The 26020-nt window shown below is 32.4% G+C and carries 18 protein-coding genes; 4 read left to right on the forward strand and 14 right to left on the reverse strand.

The features are described from left to right. Positions 1-12: 12 nt before the first annotated feature. Genes P7F85_RS09140 through opp3b form a run of 5 tightly spaced genes read right to left on the reverse strand, consistent with a single transcriptional unit; the run spans position 13 to position 5702 of the window. Entirely contained in the window at positions 13-1668 is a 1656-nt protein-coding gene (locus P7F85_RS09140; protein ID WP_002465602.1) for a peptide ABC transporter substrate-binding protein, read from the reverse strand. Positions 1669-1688: 20 nt separating this feature from the next. After that, positions 1689-2630, reverse strand: a complete 942-nt coding sequence (locus tag P7F85_RS09145) for an ABC transporter ATP-binding protein (protein ID WP_015365219.1) — start codon at positions 2628-2630, stop codon at positions 1689-1691. Beyond that, positions 2623-3702 carry an ABC transporter ATP-binding protein gene (locus P7F85_RS09150; RefSeq protein WP_002467197.1) on the reverse strand — a complete coding sequence of 360 codons (1080 nt, stop codon included), beginning with the start codon at positions 3700-3702 and terminating at the stop codon, positions 2623-2625. Before P7F85_RS09150 ends, P7F85_RS09145 begins: the two co-directional genes overlap by 8 nt. 15 nt (positions 3703-3717) lie before the next feature. Beyond that, positions 3718-4776 carry an oligopeptide ABC transporter permease gene (opp3C, locus tag P7F85_RS09155; protein WP_002467195.1) on the reverse strand — a complete coding sequence of 353 codons (1059 nt, stop codon included), beginning with the start codon at positions 4774-4776 and terminating at the stop codon, positions 3718-3720. After that, positions 4776-5702, reverse strand: a complete 927-nt coding sequence (gene opp3b, locus P7F85_RS09160) for an oligopeptide ABC transporter permease (protein ID WP_447158543.1) — start codon at positions 5700-5702, stop codon at positions 4776-4778. Before opp3b ends, opp3C begins: the two co-directional genes overlap by 1 nt. Before the next feature lie 201 nt (positions 5703-5903). On the opposite strand from opp3b, the gene P7F85_RS09165 reads away from it, so the two are divergent. After that, the gene (locus P7F85_RS09165; RefSeq protein WP_031463933.1) at positions 5904-6284 is read left to right on the forward strand and encodes a DUF3899 domain-containing protein; all 381 of its coding nucleotides are present in this window, start codon (positions 5904-5906) and stop codon (positions 6282-6284) included. A 44-nt stretch (positions 6285-6328) separates the two neighbouring features. On the opposite strand, the gene fabF is transcribed toward P7F85_RS09165, so the two are convergent. Beyond that, positions 6329-7570: a beta-ketoacyl-ACP synthase II gene (gene fabF / locus P7F85_RS09170; protein ID WP_046464306.1), complete on the reverse strand. Its 1242-nt coding sequence runs from the start codon at positions 7568-7570 to the stop codon at positions 6329-6331. Between the two features lie 11 nt (positions 7571-7581). Continuing rightward, positions 7582-8523: a beta-ketoacyl-ACP synthase III gene (locus P7F85_RS09175; RefSeq protein WP_002450784.1), complete on the reverse strand. Its 942-nt coding sequence runs from the start codon at positions 8521-8523 to the stop codon at positions 7582-7584. Between the two features lie 314 nt (positions 8524-8837). Between P7F85_RS09175 and P7F85_RS09180 the strand changes: the two genes are divergently transcribed. After that, positions 8838-9029, forward strand: coding sequence for a YjzD family protein (locus tag P7F85_RS09180; protein ID WP_002450785.1), 192 nt, complete (start codon positions 8838-8840; stop codon positions 9027-9029). A 179-nt stretch (positions 9030-9208) separates the two neighbouring features. On the opposite strand, the gene clpB is transcribed toward P7F85_RS09180, so the two are convergent. The 3 genes from clpB to P7F85_RS09195 form a co-directional block, all read right to left on the reverse strand. Beyond that, complete coding sequence (gene clpB / locus P7F85_RS09185) at positions 9209-11815, reverse strand: ATP-dependent chaperone ClpB (RefSeq protein WP_046464305.1); 2607 nt, start codon at positions 11813-11815, stop codon at positions 9209-9211. A gap of 377 nt (positions 11816-12192) precedes the next feature. Next, positions 12193-13995, reverse strand: coding sequence for an acyltransferase family protein (locus P7F85_RS09190; protein WP_015365221.1), 1803 nt, complete (start codon positions 13993-13995; stop codon positions 12193-12195). A 494-nt stretch (positions 13996-14489) separates the two neighbouring features. Then, entirely contained in the window at positions 14490-14798 is a 309-nt protein-coding gene (locus tag P7F85_RS09195) for a metal-sulfur cluster assembly factor (protein WP_002450788.1), read from the reverse strand. 113 nt (positions 14799-14911) lie between these two features. On the opposite strand from P7F85_RS09195, the gene P7F85_RS09200 reads away from it, so the two are divergent. After that, positions 14912-15736, forward strand: coding sequence for a Cof-type HAD-IIB family hydrolase (locus tag P7F85_RS09200; protein WP_031463931.1), 825 nt, complete (start codon positions 14912-14914; stop codon positions 15734-15736). A 75-nt stretch (positions 15737-15811) separates the two neighbouring features. Then, entirely contained in the window at positions 15812-17128 is a 1317-nt protein-coding gene (locus tag P7F85_RS09205) for a CoA-disulfide reductase (protein WP_002467063.1), read from the forward strand. A gap of 82 nt (positions 17129-17210) precedes the next feature. Here P7F85_RS09205 and P7F85_RS09210 read toward each other — a convergent pair whose 3' ends face one another. The 4 genes from P7F85_RS09210 to addB all read right to left on the reverse strand — a co-directional run bounded on the left by P7F85_RS09210 (position 17211) and on the right by addB (position 25901). Continuing rightward, the gene (locus tag P7F85_RS09210) at positions 17211-17612 is read right to left on the reverse strand and encodes a YisL family protein (RefSeq protein ID WP_002467064.1); all 402 of its coding nucleotides are present in this window, start codon (positions 17610-17612) and stop codon (positions 17211-17213) included. Between the two features lie 123 nt (positions 17613-17735). Further along, positions 17736-18638, reverse strand: a complete 903-nt coding sequence (locus P7F85_RS09215; protein ID WP_002450792.1) for a fumarylacetoacetate hydrolase family protein — start codon at positions 18636-18638, stop codon at positions 17736-17738. A 133-nt stretch (positions 18639-18771) separates the two neighbouring features. Further along, positions 18772-22434, reverse strand: coding sequence for a helicase-exonuclease AddAB subunit AddA (addA, locus tag P7F85_RS09220; RefSeq protein ID WP_046464304.1), 3663 nt, complete (start codon positions 22432-22434; stop codon positions 18772-18774). After that, complete coding sequence (gene addB / locus P7F85_RS09225; RefSeq protein WP_019235846.1) at positions 22431-25901, reverse strand: helicase-exonuclease AddAB subunit AddB; 3471 nt, start codon at positions 25899-25901, stop codon at positions 22431-22433. Before addB ends, addA begins: the two co-directional genes overlap by 4 nt. Positions 25902-26020: the final 119 nt, after the last annotated feature.

The following is a 26020-nucleotide window of genomic DNA, read 5'->3' on the forward strand; positions in this document are numbered from 1 at the left end:
TTTTTTATTATATTATTTTTTCTTTTTACCAGTTTCTCTATCAATCGATTTATCGATATATACATCTTTTAATGTAGTATCTGGACCTACCTTATGGTATACCAATCCTTTTACTTGAGGATTTGTTAGATGCGCCTCTCCTTTTTGATAAATTGGTGCAACAGGTGCATCATTTAGTAAAATTTCTTCTGCTTTTTGAAGTGTTGCATTTCTTTCATCTTCATTTTGAAGCAATTTACCATTGGCATCTTTTATTAGCTTATCGTATTCTTTGTTACTCCAGTCAGTGTTGTTTTGCGGATTTCCTGTAGTCATTATTTGTAAAAAAGCCGTTGGATCTGGATAATCTGGTACCCAACCTGAATATGTTGCCTCAAAGTCACCTGCAAGTTCTAGGTTGGTTTTTTGTTTGAAAGGCATTTGTTTGACTTTCATTTCTACGCCAGGCAAATTATTTTCAATTTGAGATTTTATATATTCAGCAGAAATTTTTGCTCCCGGCGTATCTTCTACATTTAAAGTAAATGTTACATTTTTCTTACCTAATTCTTTTTGCGCTTTTTTCCAATTATTTTTTGCATCTTTTTTGTCAAAATTTAATGGTGATTTCACTGTACTAGCAAAATCTTTACCCTCAGGCGTCTTAGCTGTCCCAGTTGCAGTAAATTTATTAGATACCGTAGAGCCATTATTAAGTGTTGAATTTACATAAGTTTCCTTATCAATAGATTTTGCAATAGCCTTTCTCAAATTCTTATTTTTAAATTCCGGCTTATTTTTTTGATTCATTTTAATGAAAAATGTTCCTGCTGTTAAACGCTTATTAAAAGATGGAGAATCTTTATATTTATCCGCTTGTTCTGAAGAAACTAAGGTATCGTCAACTGAATTAGTTTCGTAAAGGGACGTACCTGCCTGTCCATCTTTTAACACTTTATATTGAACCTTATCTAGTTTTACATGTTTTTTATCCCAGTAATCTTTATTCTTTACTAATTGGATTTTATCTTCAACTTGCCAGTTCACTACTTTGAATGGTCCATTGTAAACTGCTTTATCAGCAGTAGTACCATATGCTTTGCCATATTTTTTAGCCACTTTTTCATTTTGAGGATCAAATGTATTTAATGCCAACAACTCATTGATATATGGCACCGGTCTTTCCAATTTAACTTGTAGTTTATATTTATTTAGTGCTTTGATACCTAAATCCTTAACCGGCTTTTTACCAGCATTAACTTGATCGGCATTTTTAATATCGCTCATAATATACGCAAATTCTGAACCTGTTTTAGGGTCTACTACTTTTCTCCAAGCAAAAACAAAGTCATTCGCAGTAACTGGATCTCCATTACTCCATTTTGCGTCTTTTCTTAAATTAATAGTTAGTGTTTTTCCATCATTACTTTTCTTAGGTAATGATGTTGCAACAGCTGGCTCTGCTTTATCATGTTTATCCATTGTATATAGCCCTTCAAATGCTTGACCCGCAATATCACCTGATACAGCTTCAGTAATCAATGTCGTATCTAAAGTCGTCATATCTTGTGGTATAACTTTTCTAAATACTTGACCTTCATCTGAATATAAACTTTTACTGTTACTGCAACCTGATAAGGTGCTTAATGAAATGATAAAAATCGCAATCAGTGTTATCCATTTTCTCATACGTATCCCCCTCCCTTTGATTATCCTGCTGTATTAACATGCTGTTTTAATTTTTCTGCTTCCGCTTCAGTTGCAAAGACAAAGTGTTCTGGTCGAATCTCGTGCAATTGTCTATTTTGATCATCTGCATTGCTTGCTTCATATGTAATCCGTTTTCTTTGTCTTTCAACGTCTGGATCAGGTTGAGGAATCGCTGATAATAATGACTTCGTATAGTCATGTAAAGGATGATTATATATATCATCTGCAGGTCCGAGTTCAACAATTTTTCCAAAATGCATCACAGCTATTCTGTCTGAAATATATTTAACCATTGATAAATCATGTGCAATAAATAAGAACGTAATCCCTTTTTCTCTTTGTAGTCGTAACATTATATTGACGACTTGTGCTTGTATGGAAACGTCTAATGCTGAAATCGGCTCATCAGCAATAATAAATTCTGGTTCTACTGCTAATGCCCTTGCTATACCTATACGTTGACGTTGTCCACCTGAAAATTCATGAGGATAACGGTTCGCATGTTCCTTACTTAACCCTACTGTTTCTAATGCATCATATACACGCTTCTTACGATTACGTTTATCAGTGGCTAAATGATGAATATCTATGCCTTCTCCAACAATGTCCATCACTTTTAGACGTGGGTTTAAAGACGCATAGGGATCTTGAAAGATCATTTGAATCTTCTTGTTGAATTTCAACATATCTTGGCGTTTACGAATATTATGTATATCCGTACCATCATAAATAATTTCTCCACTAGTAATATCATTTAATTTAATGATAGCTTTACCTGTAGTTGATTTACCACAACCTGATTCTCCAACTAAACCTAAAGTTTCACCTTTATAAATATCAAACGAAATATCTTCAATTGCTCTAACTTCGTTCTTTTTACCTTGGTTAAAATATTGTTTTAAATGTTTCACTTCTACTAATTTCTTTTTTTGGTTAATCATTAAACGCCACCCTCTCTACTTTGATGGGTTGTTCATATTGGTTAGGTAATGTTTTAAAGCGCTTTTGAACTGCTAATGGTGGTTCAACTTTGGGTGCTCTTTCATCTAATAACCATGACTTAACAAAATGAGTAGGCGATACTTTAAACCACGGTGCTTCTTCTTTAAAATCAATATCTAATGCATACTGACTTCGTCTAGCAAATGCATCTCCTACCGGTGGATGTAATAAATCTGGTGGTGTTCCAGGAATTGCAATTAAGTCTGTATCATTACTCGTAGTTAAATCTGGCATGGATGATAATAATCCCCAAGTATAAGGATGTTTCGGACCATAAAATATTTCATCAACATTACCTGTTTCAATCATTTGTCCGCCATACATAACGGCTACTCTATCAGCAATATTTGCTACGACACCTAAATCATGTGTAATAAAAATAATTGAAGTATTAATTTTCTGTTGAAGTTCCTTCATCAAATCTAATATTTGAGCTTGCATTGTTACATCAAGTGCTGTCGTCGGTTCGTCAGCGATTAATACTTTGGGTTCACATGCTAGTGCTGTTGCGATAACAATTCTTTGTCTTTGACCACCTGAAAATTGATGTGGGTATGCTTTAAAACGCTTTTCAGCGTTTGGCAATCCAACTAGATTTAAAATTTCTAATGCGCGTTGTTTAGCTTCAGATTTACTTAGATTTTTATGTTTAATTAATGGTTCCATAACTTGTTTGCCAATTTGCATCGTTGGGTTTAAAGATGTCATTGGATCTTGAAATATCATTGAGATATCTCTACCTCGTAATTTAATTAATTCTTTTTCACTTTTATTCGCAAGATTTTCCCCTAAAAAGTTAATTTCTCCCTGTTTAATACGACCTGCATCCCCTTGGAATAACTTTGTGATTGCCTTAGTCGTAACTGATTTACCTGAACCTGATTCTCCAACAATTGCTAATGTTTCTCCTTTATTCAGGTAAAAGTCTACGCCTCGGACAGCTTGAACTTCACCTGCAGAAATATCAAATGAAACATGCAAGTCGTTGACTTCTAAAATTCTCTCTGTCATATACATGCCCCTCCTTTATTTACGCATCTTCGGATCGAATGCATCACGTAATCCATCACTGAATAGATAGAAAAATAAGATTAATAAACTTAAAATGATTGCTGGTATAAATAATTCATGTGGATGAATTAATAACATTGCACGTCCATCGTTGACGAGTGATCCTAAAGATGTTTGTGGTGCTGGTACACCAATACCAATAAAACTTAAAAATGCTTCAAAGAAAATAGCACTTGGTACTGTAAACATAGATGTAACAACAATTGCACCTAATGTATTAGGCAAAATATGTTTGAATATAAGTTTGAATTTTGATGCACCTAAAGTTTGAGAAGCGAGTACAAATTCTTGGTTCTTTAATTTTAAGAATTCACCTCTAACAACACGACTCATACCTAACCAACCTGTGATGGACATCGCTATAATAATAGTCCAAATCGAAGGTTCAAAAATTAATACAAAGAGAATAACGACAATTAGATTAGGAATTGAAGCAATAACTTCTAGGATTCTTTGCATGACATTATCAATTCGACCACCAAAGAAACCTGAAATAGCACCATAAGTCACACCAATAAAAATATCTAATATCGCTGCAACGATACCAATGAATAGTGAAATCTGTGTTCCTTTCCATGTTCTTGTCCACAAGTCACGACCTAATTGATCAGTACCAAACCAATAGTTTTCCTTGGCGTGTGCTTCTTTATATGCATCTTTACCATCCGTTCCCTTACCATCAAATGGTAAAAATGGTACTTTATCTAACACTGGTATTTTAGCTGGTAAATTTCGATGTTCAACATTTTGCTCTGCATAATCTCTGTTATTCATTAAAGGTCCAATAAATGCGAATAACACAATTAAAATGAGTCCAATCATACCAACAACAGCTAGTTTATTACTTTTTAATTGCGCCCACGCATCTTGCCAGAAGTTTTTACTTTCACGTTGTAGCTCTGGCTCTTGATTTAAATCTAATTCTCTTAATACAAAATCCGTAGAAATTGCCCCTTCAGAGGTATGTGACATTGTTGCATTTGAGTAATCTTTATCCTTTCTTTTATCTGTCATTACTTTTTACCTCCTTGAACACGAATTCTAGGATCTATAATGCCGTATAAGATATCTACGATAAAAATAGATACGATAAATAATGTACTAAATAAAATCGTTGTCGCCATGATGACTGAGAAATCGTTTGTAGTAATCGAACGTACGAATTGATCCCCTAATCCAGGTACTCCGAAGATATTCTCAATGGTAAGTGTCCCAGTTAAAATACCTGCTAACATTGGCACTAATATCGTAATGATGGGTATCAAAGCGTTTCTTAACGCATGACCGAACAACACTCTCATCGTTGAATTACCTTTTGCTCGTGCTAATAAAATATAATCTGAACTTAATACTTCAATCATTTCAGCTCGTATGTATCGGGCTACTGTTGCTAATACTACTGCAGATAAAGCGAGTGAAGGTAACACTGCTGTAGAAAATCCTTCCCATCCTGCAACTGGGAACCATCTTAAACGTACTGCAAACACATATTGTAATAAAACTGCTAATACGAATGATGGTACAGACACTGCAATAACTGAAATTACAGTCGTTGTGTAATCTACCCAGGTATTTTGTTTCGTAGCTGCAGCAATTCCTAAAATGAGTCCAACGATAATACCAATAATCATTGCCGTTAATCCCATTTCAAATGATGGTATTAATCTTGGCTTAATCATTTCCCATACCGGTTGATTATGGTATTGGAATGAATAACCAAAATCGCCTGTCACAACATTTTTTAGATAATGTACGTACTGTACTGCGACGGGGTCATTTAACCCATATTTCTCATTTAATATCGCTTTTTGATCAGCATTTAATTTTGCATCATTAAATGGTGAACCTGGCATCATTTTCATCAAGAAAAATGTGATTGTAATAATGATGAATAATGATAAAAACATATAACCTAATCTTTTAAGGATGTATTTTCCCATCTAATCCCCCCATTTATTTTTCACAATTGACAATCCCTTCAAAATATTCAGAATACTTTATTAGTATTATATATATAACTTACATGCAAAATCAATATAGTTTTGCGTTAATGCAATAAAGCAATCATTTTATAAAATAGAATTTTTTTGTTTTCAGAATAAGTTGATTATTGTAAACTAAAACCAATACGATACGGAGTGATGTTATTGAAATTAATTAAATTTTATCTCTATCCATTACTAATAACTCTATTTATTTCTTTTATTTTTTGGTTATGGACCAAACATACATGGGTCGAGTACATCAATGTCTTATTTTATGTTTCATTAGTGATTTTCATCATATTATTTATTATTTTATTAGTTCAAGAAGGTATCTTCGATGTAACAAGCTATGGATTTAGACGTTTAAAATATCAAATGTCCTCTACTTCAAGAAAACGTAGCATGGAAGATGATAGCTTTTTAAATCCTCAACACGTCAAAAAAGAACACTACATGATTTCCTCATGGGTGTTCCCTAACCTGCTTATACATTTAGTTTTAGTGTTAATCACAATAATTATTTCGTTCAATATGTAAAAAAGCGCAAGTGCGATGTAATTCACACTTGCGCTTTATATTTATTAATCTTCAAATTTTTTGAATATCAATACTGCATTATGTCCGCCGAATCCTAAACTATTACTCATTGCATGAGTAATGTCTAAGTCTTGTGCTTCATTCGGAACATAATCTATATCACATTCTGGGTCTGGTGTTTCAGCGTGAATCGTTGGTGCAATTTTTGAATCTCTAATTGAAAGTGCAGAGAAGATTGCCTCAATACCACCAGTAGCACCTAATAAATGACCAGTCATTGATTTAGTAGAACTTACTTTTAAATTATTGACTGCATCGCCAAATGTATTCTTAATGGCTTGTACTTCATATAAATCACCTACTGGTGTACTTGTACCGTGAGCATTTAAATATTGAATATCTTTTGCTTCAATACCTGCATCATCTAATGCAGCTTGCATTGCTCTAGAACCACCTTCACCTTCAGGTGCTGGTGCAGTAATGTGATAAGCATCGCCTGTTGTACCGTAACCAACAATTTCAGCATAAATTTTGGCACCACGTGTTTTTGCAGATTCTAGTGATTCTACAACCACAATACCTGCACCTTCACCCATAACAAATCCATCTCTACCTTCTTGGAATGGACGACATGCCGTCTCTTTGTCATTATTTGTAGATAATGCACGGCTTGCACTAAATCCTGCAATAGCCATATGAGAAATCGGTGCTTCAGTACCACCAGTAATCATTGCATCTGCATCACCACGTTGGATAATCTTAAATGCTTCACCAATTGAGTTAGTACCTGTTGCACATGCTGTAACAGTTGAACCACTTGGTCCTTTAGCACCTAAATCAATAGATACTTGGCCTGTAGCCATATCAGGAATTAACATTGGTACAAAGAATGGGCTGACACGTCTTGGTCCACGTTCTACCAATTGTGTATGCGCCGTTTCAAATGTTTCCATACCGCCAATACCAGAACCAATCCATACACCAATACGGTTAGCATTAGCTTTGATATCTAATTGAGAATCTTTGACCGCTTCTCTAGCCGCTACCACAGCATATTGAGTAAATCTATCCATACGACGTGCTTCTTTTTTATCAATGTGGTCTTCGATATTAAAATCTTTTAATTCACCAGCCAGATGCACATTATAATTTTCAGTATCAATTCGTGTGATAGTATCGATACCATTAACTCCTTTTAATGCATTCTGCCATGTTGTTTCAGCATCGTTACCGATTGGAGATAAGGCTCCGATACCTGTAATAACAACTCTATTATTTTCACTCATTAGTTATCCTCCTATTTTCCCCATTTGATAACGATTGCACCCCAAGTCAGGCCTCCGCCGAAACCTACTAAGACAAGAGTATCGTCATCTTTAATTTTACCGTTTTCAAGCTCTTGATTGATACTTAATGGTATTGATGCAGCAGATGTATTACCGTATTTATTTACAGATACGCTCATTTTTTCTGGTTCAATACCTAAGCGTAAACGAGCTGATTCCATAATTCTTATATTAGCTTGATGAGGAACAAATAAATCGATATCGTCAGAAGTTAAACCTGCTTTTTCAACAACACGTGTTGACGCATCGCCCATAATTCTAACTGCAAATTTAAATACTTCTCGTCCATTCATTTTTAATTTACCAGTTTCTTTATCTAAATATAAGTATTTGCCACCGCTTCCATCAGATCCCATTTCGTAACTAATAATACCACGACCTTCTGATACTTCGCCAATGACAACTGCTCCAGCACCGTCACCGAATAAAACAGCCGTAGATCGATCTGTTAAGTCAGTGATTTTAGATAATTTATCAGCACCGACAACTAAAATATTGTGATAATCTCCAGATTGAATATATTGTTTAGCTGTAATCATTGAATACATAAATCCAGAACATGCTGCAAGTTGATCCATTGTAGGCACTTTACCTGTACCTAAACGTTCTTGTAATATATTCGCTACACTTGGAAAAGGCATATCTCCAGTAGCTGTCGCAACAATAATCATATCTATATCTTCTGGTTGAATACCAGCATCTTTAATTGCTTTTACACTTGCTTCATAAGCTAAATCTGAAGTATCTTGATCTTCATTTGCCCAATGTCTTTCTTTGATTCCTGTCATTTTAGAAATCCATTCATCTGATGTTTCTAAAAATTGTTCAAAATAGGCATTGTCTACAATATTTTCTGGAGCATAAGCTCCGAAACCTTTAATACCCACATCCATGGTTGTACACCTTCTTAATAAATTTTTAATACCAGGTATTAATTTAACATATTACTGTTTTTAAACTCAAGCATATCACTTTTATTTATCATTTAATTGATAAACAAAGTAAAGTATTGATTCTATTATGATAACCTATATTTGCATTTGCTTAATACTAATCAAACCATATCTCTGAAATCAATAATTATTTTATTAATGATATCATATATCGTTAAAGTGATTATATATCATACTACATTCTGATTCACTCTATACAAACATGTATTTTTCTATTAAAATAAAGGTATATATTATATTGGAGGTCACATACAATGAAATACCTCATGACATTTATTTGGGCATTAGTCTTGTTACAAATGGTCAATTTCGTATTGAATAGTTTAAATGGTGGCGGTGCGTTAAACGTCGTATCACCAATCATCATGGCTGTTATCTTTACTGTAGCAGTTGCTATCTTAGCTGCTACTATAAGTCCAAAAAGCACGTCAGAACAATACGAATAATAAATATTAAACAAATGGTCATTTCTAGTAACAATGAGGCATTTGTTATTAATTACAAAAAGCTGGTAGCGCACTTTAAAATAGTCGCTACCAGCTTTGTTTTGTTTATCTTCCAATACAAACAAAACAACAGGCTAGAATTGCTCTTCTAGCCTGTTGTTTGTTGTGAATTAACACGATTATTCTGGTTTAGTCACGTCAAATGTTAATTCGTTATCATTATTAAGATCTACATTTATTTTAGTACCTTCTGGTAAGTTTTCTTTAATCATCATACGAGCTAATGGTGTCTCAATTTGTCTTTGTACAAATCGTTTCAATGGACGTGCACCAAATTGAGGTTCATAAGCTTCTTCACCTAACCATTTTTTCGCTTCGTCAGTTACTTCAATGGTAATTCTTTGATCAACTAATCTCATATTCAATTGACTTAATATTTTATCGACAATCATACTCATATCGTTTACTGATAATGGTTTGAATAACACAATATCATCCATACGGTTTAAAATTTCAGGTTTGAAGTAAGCATGCAAACTATCCATGACCGCTTTTTCAGTTGATTCACTTATATCTCCTGTTTCTGAAACTTGTTCTAATAGGACTTGTGAACCGATATTACTAGTCATGATAATAATTGTATTTTTAAAGTCCACACTTCTACCTTTAGAATCAGTCAATCGACCTTCATCTAATATTTGAAGTAACACATTGAACACATCGCTATGCGCTTTCTCTACTTCATCAAGTAAGATGACTGAATAAGGATTTCTTCTAACTGCTTCAGTTAATTGACCACCTTCATCATGACCTACATAGCCTGGAGGGGCACCAATTAATCTAGACACTGCATGTTTCTCCATGTACTCACTCATGTCAATGCGTATCATATGTTTTTCAGAATCAAATAATGACGCTGCTAATGATTTAGCTAATTCTGTTTTACCTACACCTGTAGGTCCTAAGAATAGGAAACTACCGATAGGTCTATTCGGATCTTTAATACCTGCTCTTGCACGTACAACTGCGTCTGATACTAAGTCTACAGCTTTATCTTGTCCAACCACACGTTTATGAAGAATGTCACCTAAGTGAAGTAATTTTTCTCTTTCTGTTTCAACTAATTTAGAAACTGGGATACCAGTCCATTGACTAACGATATCACCAATTTCTTCATCAGATACAATTTCACGAATCATTCTATCATTATCTTCGCCTTGTTCATCTTGGAAAACGTCTTCTAATTCTTTTAATTCTTTTTCTAATTGAGGTATTTTACCATATTGTAATTCTGCTGCTTTTTCTAGATTATTATTAGTTTGTGCGTCTTCTAAAGCTTTTCTACTTTCATCTAATTCTGCACGTTTTTCTTGTAGTTTCGCAATTTTTTCTTTTTCTTGTTCTACACGTGATTGTAATGACGCTTGTTTTTCTTTTTCATTTGATAATTCTTCTTGAAGTTCTTCTAAACGTTGTTTACTAGCGTTGTCAGATTCATTTTTCAATGCACTTTCTTCAATTTCTAATTGCATTACACGTCGATTAACTTGGTCTAATTCAGTTGGATTTGAACCCATTTCAGTACGTATAGTGGCACATGCTTGGTCAACCAAGTCAATGGCTTTATCAGGTAAAAATCTATCAGTAATATATCTGTCGGAAAGTTCTGCTGCTGCAACTAATGCACGGTCTTGAATACGTACACCATGATACACTTCATAGCGCTCTTTCAAGCCACGTAGAATAGATATTGTATCTTCTACATCAGGTTCACTGACACCCACTTTTTGGAAACGACGTTCTAAAGCTGAATCTTTTTCGATATATTCTCTATATTCATTTAATGTTGTAGCACCAATACAATGTAATTCACCACGTGCTAACATTGGTTTCAACATATTTCCGGCATCCATTGCGCCATCTGTTTTACCAGCACCTACTAACATATGAATTTCATCTATAAATAATATAATTCTACCATCAGATTCCTTAACTTCTTTAAGTACTGCTTTTAAGCGCTCTTCGAATTCACCTCTAAATTTGGCACCTGCAACCAATGCACTTAAATCAAGTTCGAAAATGGTTTTATCTAATAATGATTCCGGTACGTCCTTTTTAACAATACGTTGTGCTAATCCTTCGACAATCGCTGTTTTACCAACACCTGGTTCACCAATTAGCACTGGATTGTTTTTTGTTTTACGACTTAATATACGAATTGTGTTACGAATTTCTTCATCACGGCCAATGACCGGATCCATTTTACCTTGACGTACCTCTTCTACTAAGTCACGTCCATATTTTTCTAATGCTTCATAATTTACTTCTGGGTTCTGACTAGTCACATGATTTCCCCCTCTTATTTTATTAATAATTTCTTTAACCACTTCAGTTTTATTACCTATAAAGTTTTGTGTAGTTTGATCAATGTCCATTGCTGCACGAAGTACATGTTCCATTGAAATAAATTCATCATCATATTCATTCATATATGTTTCAGATTTATTCATCAATTCATTCGCTTTTGCACTTATATATTGACCATACTGTACATTATCTCCTTGTACAGTTGGATAAGCTTTTAATTTATTATCATAAGCTTTTTCTAGTTCTTCTACATCAATATTTGCACGTTCTAGAACACTCTTAATTAAACTTTCACTTTCATTTAATGTCGCTTTTAAAATTGCTTCAATTTCGATATTTTGTAATTCAAATTCTTTACTATACTCAATGGCTCTTTGTAATGAACCTTGTATAGCATATGTCATTTTATTGATATCCAATTGTTTTCACCTCTATTATTTTAGAGTCGGTCAAAGGTAAAAAAATTTCGATTTGACTTTGACTTTCTTTGACCTTAACTATATTATAGTCCCCTTCTAATAAATTATCAACAACTTAAGCTTGTTTTTTGTAATATTTTTTAGGTTTATTTTTAATATCAAATGTGATGAATCAAACCTTTTATTATTCTATTTCCCAATAATTCAAACAACAAACAAAGCATTAATAACTATATTTAACTGTTTCGTTAAATAATAGAAAATAACCCGAGATATCTATTTATCTCGGGCTTTCTTTATAAATTTATTCACCATTCAATATATTTTAGTAAAGTCAAACACGTATGATTAGTTTGATTTATTAATTTGTTGGATGATTATTTCTTTTTAATCTTACTTAAAATTTCATCTGTTAAGGCTTCTACACCACTATGTTCTAAATGTATGCCATCTGGCGCAAAGTATTCTGTATGTCCTTCTGATCTTTTATACCAATCGATTAATGTTACATTACTTTTTTCTTTAGCTGCATCTGCCATTAGTTTATTGACATGATCCTCGTACCCTCTTGGTACTCTAGTATTGACCAAATATACTTGCGCATCTCCAAATTTATTAATTAAATCATCAAGTTGCTTTTTATTAAAATCTCCATTAGTACCTAATTCTAAAATAACTTGGTCTGTTTTTTTATTATATTGTTTATAATTAGCTTCTACTAGTGGAATAGCTTGATACAAATTACGACCAACCTTACCATCAATTTTAGCTTTAGGTACCCTATCTTTAAAGTTCTCACCAATATCTACCATTACCGAATCACCGATTAACAATGGACTAATATCAGTATACACATCTGTGTCCTTACTATTTTTTTGGCCAATTTTATCTATTGGAATCATTCTTATTAAATATTTATCTTCTAAATCAGTATTAAATGAATTTGATTTTTGATCGATTTTATCTTTTCCTAAACCATCAAACGCACCACCCATAATAAATGCAAATGGAATGATACATATCATAATTGCAATCGTTCTTATAAGTGCAGGTTTGTATTTACGTTTCAACGTAAATGCCTTTAAACCTTCTTTTCTAAATGGTGTTTCGATATATCTATAAGAAGCTTCAGCACATAATACTGTTAAAATAATATCCACAATGTAAACATAGAATGGAATTTGACCTGCAATAAAATGACTATGTACAAAGCTAATAATAGGGAAATGCCATAAATATAAACTATATGAACGTTTACCGATATAAACAAATAATGGATTACCTAATAACTTCGATACTAATGTAGATGGATGAACAACACTTGCGATTATCAACAACGTCATAGCAGAAATAATATAAAATCCACCATCATATATCCAGTCGCTTTCATCTTGAACTGTAAAGAACAATAAGATTAAAAAGGCCAGTCCAAATAATCCTACGCCGTCTATCGCTCGCTGTAACACTTTAGGTGGTTCAGCCTTTAGCTTAAATGGTGGCCATAAGAAAGCTAAAATCACACCTAATAATAATGTTTGTAGTCTCGTATCAGTTCCAAAATACACTCTAGAATGATTAAGATGTGGTTGTGAAATCACAATCATTAGCATGAGTGATAATAATGAAATAATCCAAAAAATTAATGTAATATTGCGATATTTCTTTATAGTTAGCAATAATGTAATTAAAACGACAGGGAAAAATAAATAAAATTGTTCCTCTATCGCTAACGACCAAAGATGTTTTAATGGCATGAATGAGAACTGTTCAAAGTAGTTAACATCTTTAGCTATATACCACCAATTTGATACATAGAATATAGCAGCTATAATATCATGTTTCACTCTAACTATATCTTCAGATTTGAATAGTAATGTGGCTATACCTACTACTAATAATAAAACTAATACTGCTGGTACTAGACGCTTTAATCGACGTAACCAGAAATTCTTTAAATTAATGATACCCGTTTCTTCATACTCTTTTAATAATAAACTTGTGATTAAATAACCTGAAATTACAAAAAATGTATCTACACCCAAAAAGCCGCCTGTCAACCATTGCTTATTTAGATGGTAAATGATAATGCCGATAACGGCTATCGCCCTTAATCCATCTAAACCAGGCATATATCTTAATCGCTTACCCCTAGTTTTAGTTCTTTTATATTCCTTTTCCATATTTCACTTTCTTCCCCATAGAGTCATTTCGAATTTCGTTTAAAACAGATTTATTAATAATATGATTAATCTGTATAAATACGTCATTCGAGTCTTAAGTTAAAAGAGATATGTATGTCTAACAAAATGTATAAATCAATATTTTCAAAACAGATTTAACTTTAATAATCTGTAAAGATTGACTAAGATTACTCTTCTGACAATTTATTCACAACTTAAATTTATTGTGTTCTAGTTACAATCAGTCTTAAATATTGTAATACAATCGTAATATAAATTCAATTTAAATACTAAATGAATACTATATTTTTAATGACGATTTGTTTTTCTGATAATTTTCCAAAGAATTTTTTTATATTTAGGAATAATACGTTAGATTTTGACTTATATATGAATGGCCATACGTCTCAAAAATAAAAAAGAATGGCACATAGTATCCTATACACGATTCGTGCATTAAACTACATGACCATTCTTATTCTTTGTCATAAAGATTATCCAACGCCTAGTGCAATTTTTGCATATCTAGACATCATGTCTTTATTCCATGGTGGACTCCATACAATGTTTACTTCAGTATCTTGAATTTCTGGAATCTCTGCTAAAACAGTTTTAATTTGTTCGATAATTTGCGGTCCTAAAGGACAACCCATAGAAGTTAATGTCATCTCAACAGTACAAAGTCCTTCATCATCCACATCAACTTTATATACTAAACCTAAATTAACAATATCAATGCCTAATTCAGGGTCGATTACCATTTCTAGAGCCCCTAGGATACTATCTTTTAACGCCTCTTCCATTAGTATCACCTCTCTATATTTATCTTTATACTAATATATCAAATATCCGACAAAACGCCAATAAAATGCTATGATACAACTACAATATATTAAAACGACATAAGGAGATATTTATGCAACCTTATTTAATTTGCTTAGACTTAGATGGAACATTATTAAATGATAATAAAGAAATTTCGAATTATACGAAACAAGTGTTAACTGAATTACAACAACGTGGTCACTCCATTATGATAGCGACTGGACGTCCTTATCGAGCGAGCCAAATATATTATCATGAGTTAAACATGGATACACCGGTTGTGAATTTTAATGGTGCTTATGTACATCATCCTAAATCTGATGAATTCAAAACAATACATGAAGTATTAGACATTGATATGTCAAAAAATATCATTGAAAAGTTACAACAATTTCAAGTGACTAATATCATTGCAGAAGTAAAAGATTATGTTTTTATCAATAATCATGATCCACGCTTATTTGAAGGGTTCTCTATGGGGAATCCGAGAATACAAACTGGTAACTTACTTGAACAACTTAATGAAGCACCTACATCACTTTTAGTAGAAGCAGAAGAAAGTAAAATTCCAGAAATAAAAGATAAATTAACTCATTTTTATGCTGAAAATATAGAACATCGTCGTTGGGGCGCGCCTTTCCCAGTGATAGAAATCGTTAAACGTGGCATTAATAAAGCGCGTGGTATTGAACAAGTCAGACAGTTTTTAAATATTGATCCACAATATATTATTGCTTTCGGTGACGAAGATAATGATATTGAAATGATTAAATACGCACAACATGGTGTTGCTATGGATAATGGTTTACAAGAACTAAAAGATATAGCAAATGAAACTACATTTAGTAACAACGATGATGGTATTGGTAGATATTTAAATGACTTCTTTAATTTAAATATCCGTTATTATTCATAGAACGAGATGTTAAATCAATCTGAGATGGTGACACGATACTATCTCAGCATTTTTATGATATAAGGAGGTTGTCAAATGAGTAAAATTGTTGTAGTTGGTGCTGTAGCAGGTGGTGCTACTTGTGCTAGCCAAATTAGACGTTTAGATCAAAGTAGTGAGATTACTGTATTTGAAAAAGATAGAGATATGAGCTTTGCAAATTGTGCTTTACCTTATTATTTGAGCGATACAATCACTGAAAGAGAGAAAGTTTTAGCATATACACCTGAATCCTTTTATGATAAAAAGCAAATTAATGTAAAAACATATCATGAAGTCATAGCAGTTAATGATACGCGTCAAACTGTTACTGTGAAAAATAGAACTAGTGACGAAACATTTGAAGAACACTATGATTATTTAATACTTAGTCCTGGTTGCAGTGCCAATCGACTTAACTTTAATACTGACATGGCCTTTACTTTAAGAAATTTAGAAGATACTGATGCAATTAATGAATATATTGATACTCATGACGTTCATAAAGCACTTATTGTAGGTGCCGGCTATATTTCGCTTGAAGTACTTGAAAATTTATATCAACGTGGATTAGATATCACACTTATTCATCGCTCCGAACAAGTAAATAAATTAATGGATCAAGATATGAATCAACCTATCTTTGAAGAACTAGAAGAAAAACATATTGAGTATCGTTTAAATGAAGAAATCACTGATATCAATGGTCATGACGTTTCATTCAAATCTGGTAAGAAAGAACAGTTCGATATCATCATTGAAGGTATCGGTACAAAACCTAATTCTGAATTTATTAAGTCATCTAATATCCAAATTGATGACAAGGGTTTTATACCGGTTAATGATTATTTCCAAACAAATATTCATAATATCTATGCATTAGGCGATGTAATCTCATCCCATTATAGACATGTTGACTTAAAAGCTAATGTACCTCTTGCTTGGGGTGCTCATCGTGCTGCCAGTATAATCGCAGAACAACTTGTTGGAAAAAGCAATATCAAATTTAAAGGTTATCTTGGCGCAAATATTGTAAAATTCTTTAATTATACATTTGCTAGTGTTGGCGTCAAACCTGATGAGTTATCTCACTTTAATTATAAAATGGTTGAAACGAAGCAAGGTGCACATGCAGGTTATTACCCAGGTAATACACCCTTACATTTAAGAGTTTATTATGATGAAGAAACAAGAGTAATCATACGTGCAGCTGCAGTTGGTCAAGAAGGCGTAGATAAACGAATTGATGTTTTATCAATGGCGATGCAAAATAATATAACAGTTGATGAATTAACAGAATTCGAAGTTGCCTACGCTCCACCATATAGTCATCCTAAAGATTTAATCAATATGATTGGTTACAAAGCACAATAAATAAAGTAAAAAGCAAGTCGATTCAATGATTAGATTGAATCGACTTGCTTTATTTTCTTACATAAACATGGTTTATACCTTATTATCCTAAACCGAACATCTTACTAATTGGTCCCCAAGGAAGAATGATACCGATTGCAATTGTTACGATAATTAATGCAATTGTCATCCAGAATAATTTATCACTATTTTCATGTTTCTTTCTCTTAGCAATCGAAACTTCCATCAATGCTAATACACCCAAGCCACAAAGCATTTTCAATGTAAGTAGCATATGATTGCCACCTTCACCATGGCTTGCTGCTGCGAATTCTTTAATTAATTCCCAGAATCCAGAAATAAGCGCTAATACCATAAATAATCTTAGCAACATTTGTAAAGGTTTAAAATATGGTGATGCTCCTTGTACTTTTGAAATGTTTAAGTATGTAGCAATAAATAAAATAATTGCTAATACCCAACTTAAAATATGAACATGTAACAAGACAATGTCCCCCCCACTAATATATTTACTTTAATTATCATAACATAAAAGTGGTAGCTATCATTGAAGTTTAATTACTTCAAGATAGCTACCTTGTTATTTAAAATAATACAATTTCATCAATTATTTTGAAATATAAGTTGTTAAAGTACCAATATTATCAATTGTTACTTTTACTTCGTCACCTGGTTGTAAGAATTGTGGTGGTTGCATACCTGCACCCACACCAGCTGGCGTACCAGTCGCAATAATATCACCAGGATGTAAAGCAACATATTTAGAAATTTCTTCGATTAATTCGTCAATTTTTAAGATCATTTCACCAGAATTACCATCTTGACGAATTTCATTATTAACTTTTGTTACAATGTTAACATTTTCAGGAGTAGGAAGTTCATCCTTCGTAACGATATATGGTCCCATTGGGCAACCGCCAGTTAAACTTTTAGATAAAAATGCTTGGTCATGATTATTTTGGGCGTTACGGTCTGTAATATCATTAATAATTGTATAACCATAAACATAGTCTAATGCTAGCGCTTTAGGAATTTTCTCACCAGATTTACCAATGACAATACCTAATTCCCCTTCATAGTCTAATTGATCTGTAATATCTTTATGATTTGGAATTGTAGCACTATCACCTGTTAATGATGACGCAGCTTTAGTAAATACGTATAAACGTTGTACTTCATGGTTCAATTCACTTGCATGGTCTTCATAGTTACGACCGAATGCAATAACGTTATTCGGTGGGGTAACTGGTGGTAAAAACTCAATATCATTAAATGAAATTTTATAATCTTCAGCTTTACCACTATCTTCTGCAGCAACAACTGCTTTACGTACTTGTTCTTGGAAATCTAACGTTTGGTTTTGTTGTAAACCTGCTAATAATGTTTTTGGATGAAAATCACTTTCCGCAAAATCAGCAAATACTAATGTTAAATCCCAAACAGCATCTTCACGTTTAACTTTAACACCGTATGAAGTTCTGTCATTATGCTTGAATGATAAAAATTTCATTCATAATCAACTCCTCATCTATATCTTAATACATATTATAACTATAATAAGCATGAAATAACAAATATATAAGTAAGAAAATTAAGAAAGTTTCTACAGATTGGTTATCATACTTTATTAGGATGGCTAGAAATCATTCATGATCATCTATTTCTAACATGCCAAACTTAAAGAAGTATAGATAACCTTTAACTTTTGTTTGAAGAATCGTTTCTAATGTATTGCGATAATATTTCATCTGAATTTGATATTTATCTTTCAATTGCTGTCCGATTTCCTCATCTGTTAGCCCTTTTCGTCGATTGAATGCATCTGTCTTATAGTCTACAAAGTAATATTGACCTTCACTCACGTAAATCAAGTCAATCATACCTTGAATAATCGATACACCCTCATCTTCCAACTCTATCTGATCAACTTTCGATTGATTCACTACAAATGGTAACTCTCGGTAAACTTGATCTGCATTGGCAATATTCATGTATAAATCACTCTGAATGAATGACATAATTTCTTTAAATCTAATATCCTCTTTAGCGTCAGATTCAATAATATTAGTTTCTATTAGACGATCGATATATTCATCTAACTCTGTTTCAGTCAATCTACTCATTTTAAACGGCAAATGCTGCATTACTGTGTGCATTAATGTCCCCACTTCATTAGCCTTACGTTTACCTTGTTGACTTAAAAACTTTGGTCTTTCGTATGTTGACACACCAATACGGTATTGACGCACTCGATCATAATTTGTACCACTTTCCTCTGTTTCCAATTGACGCTTCAATTCAGATACAGATTGTTTAGATGGTTTTTCAATATCCTTTTGGTATGGATATTCAAATATTAGTTTTTCCTTAATTTTAGCTTTGATGTCATCATTACCGCTTTGATCATTTTCAATATCTTCTACAGTTCTTAGTTCACTTTCTGATACTAGAGTCTCTGTTGATATATCTTCGAAGTTGTCTACATATAGATTCACTCTTGGTTTAACATTGCTATCTAATTGTTCTATGTTTGATTCAAATTTTTGATCATTTGTAATACTTGAAGATTGATATTTAGCTAAAATACTATAAATCATAGTAAATGGCGTTGGTGCAGTTAAACGTTCGTTAACTGCAAGATGGTTTCCCGAAATTGGCAATCTTTCTAATTTACCTAATTCTTTTTCATCTTTCACCCTACCTATCAGAATCAATTGCTCTTTGGCACGAGTTAATGCAACATAAATTAAACGCATTTCCTCAGAGATCATTTCCTTCTCATTAATTGCCTTATAAGCCACTGAAGATAATGAAGGATACGCGATATCTTCATTAACATCGAAATAATCCATACCTAAACCATATTTTTGATTCAATACAACTTGTCTACTCAGATCATTTTTATTAAATCTTTTAGATAGTCCTGAATAAATGACAAATGGAAATTCCAAGCCCTTACTACTATGAATGGTCATCATTCTAACCACATTATCATTTGGACCAACAATATTTTCTTCACCGAAATCCTTACCTCTATCAATCAACTCGTCAATAAATCTAATGAATTGATATAAACCTCGGAAACTTGAATTCTCAAATTCAATCGCTTTATTAAATAAACCATAAAGATTTGCTCGACGACCTCTACCACCGATAAGACCACTAAAATATTGAATCACATAATGGTCATTATAGAATTTATCAATTAATTGATAAACAGGATAGCGCTGACTATAGTCTTGATAATGTTGAATATCAGCTAAAAATCGTTTTAACTTAGTTACTAATTTTTTATTAGCCATATCATTTTTTATATATTGTTGAATCGATTGATAAAAATAATCATCATTCGGACTAAATACGCGAATATTAGCTAATTCATCTTCTGTAAATTGATAAATCACTGAACGCATTAACCCGACTAAATAAATATCTTGTAATGGATTATCAACTGTACGAAGAAACGATAATATTAAACGTACTTCTGTTTGTTCAAAATATCCTTCCCTACTATTGACATGGAATGGGATATCATTATCTTTAAATGCTTGCTGTAAATTACGTGCTTGGCCATAACTTCGTTCTAGAATAACGATATCTTTATACGTTGCTGGTCGATACGTATTTGTTTTCATATCATAGACTTTTCGATGTTCTAAAATATCTTTTACTTGTTCAACGATATAATTAGCTTCTTGCTCAGTACCCGTTAATTTACTATTTTCCGAGCTAGCTTCAACTAATGTACGTAATTCTACATTATGATTAACTTCATCAAAAGGTGCACCATAATATAATTGAGCTGCGTCATCATAAGTGATTTCTCCTACCGCTTCATCCATCATATGCTTAAATAAATAATTAGTAGTAGATAACACTTCTTTACGAGAACGGAAATTCTGTGATAAATCAATACGCATTCCTGCCTCATATCCATCAACATTAAATCGATTATATTTTTCAATAAATAAGCTAGGATCTGCTTGTCTAAATTTATAAATGGATTGTTTTACATCACCAACCATAAATAAATTACCATTCGATTCATCACCCGTTTTAATACAAGATAAAATTTTCTCTTGTACTCGGTTTGTGTCTTGGTACTCATCTACTAATATTTCAGAAAAATGTTGACGATACATTTCAGCAATGGCAGACGGTGTGCCATCTTCATTGGTTAAAATTTGAAGTGCAAAATGTTCGTAATCAGCAAAATCTAATACATTTCGACTTCTCTTATGCTTACTAAAATCATGGATAACATCTTTCACAATTTCTGAAAGATAGTTCACACGTGGCGCAAGTAATTGCATATCACGTTTTAATTCTTCTGGAGTTCTTGAAAAATAATCATTTTTCACTTTATTAATCATGTCTTTATATTTATCATATGAGGCTTTCGCGTCTTCTAAAGCGTCGAGCATCATCGCATTTTCTTCTTTAATTTTAGCGCTAATACTAGGAAATCGACTTACAAATTGGTGATTAACAAGTACATCCACCTGTAGTTGATCATTATTATATAAATCACGCATAAATCGACGTTCTTTTTCAATAACTTCTAATTGTTTCTCAACACCTTCCATCATTGAAAATAATTCATAACTTTTTTCAAGCGATTCATAACCAGCATTAATAAAGATCATTGCTAAATCGTTTAATAATTTTAATAAATCATCTTGTTGTGTTTCATCGTGGTATGGTGCAGATAGTTGATTTAACCATTCGAATGGATCAGGGTTAGCAATACTAAAGAAATATAAGTGTTTAATCATATTTCTAAATTGTGTATCACTACGATCATTTGATAATTGCTCTGTTAAATCAATAAAATCAGGATTTAACTTATCATAATGTTGTTCTAATACTTCATCAATCGTTTGTTCTAAAAGTAGAATATTCTCCGCTTCACTACTCGTTCTAAAATTCGGATCGATATCCAATACATCATAATGTTGTTGAATTAATTTTAAACAAAAACTATGCAAAGTGGATATCTGTGCTTGATGTATTTTGATACGTTGATTTTTTAAATGTTCGTTATTTGGATCTTCTATGGAAGCCTGTTGTATACGTTGATTCACACGATGTTTCATCTCTCTAGCACTTAAATTCGTAAATGTTACAACTAATAAGCGGTCAACATCAATTTCATCCCTTAAAATTCGTTGAATAATTCTTTCTACAAGGACAGCCGTTTTCCCGGATCCTGCAGCAGCCGCTACTAAAGTATCTTGACCTTTCGCATAAATACTACGCCATTGTGCATCTGTCCAAATAACATCTTTAGGTTTTGTAGGTATCATTCATTTTCACCTCCATTTTCTTCCATTTGTTGTATTGCTTCTATTGGATTAATCGATTCATCAACTGTGCGATATCGTTTACTATCAATCATACCATCCACATGACATACTGATTGATAACTACAAAATTGGCACGGCAATGTTTGTTTATATTTAAGTGGTGATACTTCTGTGTGACCATCCATAATATGTGTTGCTGTATCAATAAAGTTATTTTTATTATGTTCTATAAATTTATAAATTGTTTTTTCATCAGCAACTTGACTACCAGATTTACTAATAGCACCTTTAGCCGTTAACCCTACTGGCACAATATCAGATTTGAATTTAGGTTCTAAACGGATATCTAATGCATCTAAAACATCTTCGTCACTATTAACTAATCCACTCATTTTAAATGATTTAATATAATCTTTTTCTATTTTCTCTTGATCAATTTCCGACCAGTTTTTCAATTTTAATCTTGGCTCATGAACATGGAAATATAGTAATCCTCCTGGCTTAACTATATCTGTTAATCCTAATCTATCTTGATTTTGTAGCACAATGTCCATATACGTCATCATCTGCATTTGTAAGCCATAATACACTTTGGTTAAATCAAGTGTGGCACTGCTTTCTGACGATTTATAATCGATAATATTAACATAGCTTTGATTATCTTTAGTATACGTATCAATACGATCAATTTGACCTCTGATATTAATGGGTACACCTTGTTTAGTTGTTAATGATTGTGCAATTAACTCATCATCAGATTTAGGCTTTTTACGGAAACCTGTTTCAAATTGTTGTGGTTTGAATTTTGTATAATCGCCTTGATATTTTAGTGCATTAAGTGTCGTCTCTACAATGGCACCTATTCTTCGTGATAAATATCGATAATAAGCAGACGAATTTAGTAAATTAAATTGTACTTTAGGTAGAATAGTTTCTAATGCTTCAGTAGTTAATGCCTTGATTTTCTTTTGATCTAAATGTTTAAAATCGCCATTGATACGATCCGAAATGTATTTCAATACAGAATGGAAGATATCACCTAAATCAAAATTCTGTAGTTCATATTTTGTGCGTTCATTTAATCGTAAGCCATGTGAAGCGTAGTGTTTAAATGGACACTGTTGATACCCTTCAAATCTCGATACACTTGCATTGATGGTTTTACCATATAAATCTTGCGCCAGTGTTTCATTAAGTTGTGTAGTTTCATTATCGTAAGTTAATGAAGTCATTAAATAATCTAGGTCTTTATTTAAACGCTCGTCATCTCGCATAACTTGGTACGCATCTATCCATGTCTCTGCTACAATTTCTTCGTCTAACCACGCTCTCAGCGCTTCAAACAAATTAATTTTAGTTTGATGCACATTTTCAATTAAAGACATTGGGTACGCTTGATGCATCTGATGGATATTAACTGCATCCAAGTCTTGATAAATATCTTTAATTTGAGCGAGAAATGGACTCATTTCTTTTTCATCACCTGATGCCCCCATTAAACTATATGAAAATGTCACTTTAGAAGTTGCTCTAGTCATAGCGATATAACATACAAATGCTTCATCCATTTGTAAAATATCTGCCGTAGGACTTAATTCGATTTGAGCATTTTCTTCAAATATTTTCTTTTCATCGTCACTAATTAAACTAGAAGAAGAAATGGGTTGTGGCATTGAACCATCATTCATACCTACAAGATAGATATGCTTTTTATTATCTACTTTTGCTAAATCCATGGTACCAATACTTACTTGATCTAGTGTTTGTGGAATCATAACAAATTCTAATTGTTCTAATCCTATATCAAACACTTCTAAGAAACGAGATAATGACATATTTTCATTTTCAAAGACTGTCACCAAGTCATCTAAAATCTGTATTAATCCGTTCCAAATTTGATCAATTTCTTCAGCTTGTTCATGATAACCATCATTATCTAGCATATCTCTCTCAGTCATCAAATGATTCGGTAATTCAAAATATTCCATACTCTCATAAAATGCCGTCGCAAAATCTCGTACTGTTTTTCCTTCATTCATGGCTTGTTCAAAATGTAAAATTTTATCGATGACATCTGTTTTTAATTTGACTACTTGTTCAAATGTGTCTCTTTCTTCTTGAGTCAGTTGATGTTCTTTGCGCCCCATTTTTCTAAAGTTTTCTATGTTAAATAACTCATCATCTAACCATCTTTTTCCATATATTCCGCGTTCTATCGCAAAGTTTTCCAATAAATCTATAAGATGGGTACTATTTTTAAATTGATCTGTGAGTACATTGGTTTTCAATAAACGCATCATGGCATTGATATGCCAATTAGATTGGATGACTTCGATTAATGAACGAATCATTTCCATAATAGGATGATGTGTCATTGAACGCTTTGTATCGATGTTAAATGGAATTTGATATAACGGTAAAATTGATTCAAATAAATCCGCATAAGATGCATCTCTATAAAGGATTGCAATATCTTGAAAACGTAATTGATTATCACGTGTGTCTTTAAGTATTTGACGTGCTATTTCATTTATTTCTTCTCTCATACTTGATGATTCAAAAATATCTATAAATCCTTCTGATTTTTGAGGTATGATTTGTAATGCATCGAATTGTGACTCTAATGATTTTAAGTCATTATTTTCAAATCGATAAATATCTGTAAAGAAGTTTTTATTTAATTGGATATGCAAGTCTTGTGCTATATCTTCGAGATGCGTGAGTACTTCTGAGGGCTTTCTAAATAAACTAAAAGCATCTTTATTCCCGTCAGTAGTGAGTAATACCGTTACTTTTTTAGCATTCTTTACTAATGCTTGTATCATTTCATATTCTAAAGTTGAAAAGTTGTGGAAGCCATCTATGTATATTTCTGATCGTTTCAACCACTCAGATTGATCCATTTGTGTAATAAATTGACGCAATGAATCCTCTACTGTAATAAATTGTCCATGCATTCTCGATTCAAATTGCTTATATATTAAAGATATATCTTCTAATTTATGCTTTGTTCTCGTTTGAACATGATGCGTATTTAAAAATTCATCAATTTGCTCTGGCAAAACAGAATACTTTTTAAAATCTTGAATTTGTTCTGCTAACTTTTCACTAAATCCAAAATATTTAGCTTGCGAACGATATAATTTCATATCATCTTGAAATTGTTGTACTAGATGATAAATCATCATTTCTGTCGCAGCCTTAGATAAACGTTGTTCCTTGAAGCCCCCAACTTCTTGGAATACTCTATGACTTAATCTTTCAAAATGAAGTACTTCTGTTCTTAAACTACCATTCAGTGAATTGTCATTAACAAATGCTTGTTCAAATTGAAATGTACTTTGTGTTGGAGCGATTAAAATAATTGGATCCCCAAGTGGGTCACGTTTCATTTTATCTTTAATTTCATCAACCATTGCTGTGGATTTACCAGTACCAGCTCTCCCAATATATGCATTTAATTCCATTATAACCCTCACTCCTTTGACAACATTTTAACACATAGAAACACTACATTTTTATAAAATGTTAGTGTTTCTTGCGCACTAGCTTTAGCTAGGGTGAACCTTTAATTTAAATTAATATT

The organism is Staphylococcus sp. aM (genome assembly GCF_052975125.1).